The organism is Phyllobacterium sp. P5_D12 (assembly GCF_054049495.1).
Genome location: NZ_JBFUMG010000848.1, coordinates 1 through 1,397, shown reverse-complemented (window position 1 = coordinate 1,397; position 1,397 = coordinate 1). Strand labels below are relative to the sequence as shown.

1 protein-coding gene is annotated in these 1,397 nt (G+C 56.2%); it reads left to right on the top strand.

Annotated features, from left to right (window positions below; all coding sequences use genetic code 11):
- Positions 1–319 precede the first annotated feature (319 nt).
- On the top strand, positions 320–1,397 hold a 1,078-nt coding region (locus tag ACXJ5O_RS27000; RefSeq protein WP_457302598.1), incomplete at its 3' end, for an alpha/beta hydrolase family protein.

The window sequence follows — 1,397 nt, the reverse complement described above, 5'->3', positions numbered from 1 at the left end:
CTCCTCCCTCTCCGTCATCCTCGGGCTTGACCCGAGGACCCACACTTCATGCAGAAACAAGAGCTCGACGCTGCCATTTGGAAATTCCAATGGGTCCTCGGGTCATCCTCGGGTTTAACCCGAGGACTTGGGATGACGGAGTGGGAGGTAATTTTACGCCTTAGAATCCCCCACTCAACCAAACTGGCACGATCATTGCTTACATGATTGATGCGGGAACGCATGTCCCGCAGCACAGATTATTTGCCATTTCATATTTTTGTCATTTCACGGTCGATTATTTTCAAAATACGACCCCTAGTTGAGGGAATTGTTTACAATGACGCAATGGTTGAAACCAGGCACGCGCTTGGCGTGCAGACTTGCACAAACAGCGTGCATATCGGCACTGCTTGTTGTCGCTTTATCAGGCTGCAATGAGGATAAGTCATCATCCGGCTCGACATTCGATGTGCCGCCGGTGACGACGGCAGTTACTGCGGACGTCCCGAAAGAAGAGCCGGTCGTCGGCACGGTGACCGTTGGCGAGCCGGCGCATGACCCTGTAACCACCGGCGGCGATGCCATTCCCCTCGCCACAAAAATCGGGCGCTTCACCGAAGTCGCCCCCGATACGGCAGGCGGGGCGACTTTCCGCTCATCGCCGGAGACGGACTATGATCTTGGTAATCTTGTCGCATCGGTGGCATATAATCTAACCTCGGCGAGTGATGATCAGGTCATGATCACTCCGGTGGCCGGCTGGATCCGCTATCCGCAGGACCCCAAGCCGCTTGCACCAAAAGGGCGCTTTCCCGTCATCGTCTTCGAACATGGCCACCATTCGCCGTCCGACCCCAGTTACAAAGGTTATGACTATCTCGCCGAGGAACTGGCGAGCCATGGCTATGTCGTTCTTTCGGTCGACGGGAATGCGATCAACGGTAAGTTGAGCGGAGATGAAGAAGGCCAGGCGCGCGCGCAGCTGATCCTCGGCACGCTCGATCGCTTGCAGCAGATTGACAAGCTCGGTCAGGTCGACGAATCCGGAAAGGCCGGACCGCTCGATTTCCTGAAAGGCAAGCTCGATTTCACCCGCGTCGGCATCATGGGCCACTCACGGGGTGGCCAAGGTGTTTCCAATGCGATCAAATACAATCAAACCCGGGTTGGGGTCAGCCCGGACGATCTGAAGAGAGCCTTGGAGGCGGATCCCGATTTTTTTGCGGACGACTATCCGAAACTCGCCGCTGCCGCTACACCCGCGACAACGATACCGGCAATGGAGGCACAACCGGAGAAGGTGGTCCCGGCCCGCCTTGACGATACCAAATTTAACGCCGCCATCGAGAAATACAATATCTTCTATGCCGCGGGCCGGGAAACCATCGCGCCTTACGATTTCAAGGGTGCCTTCA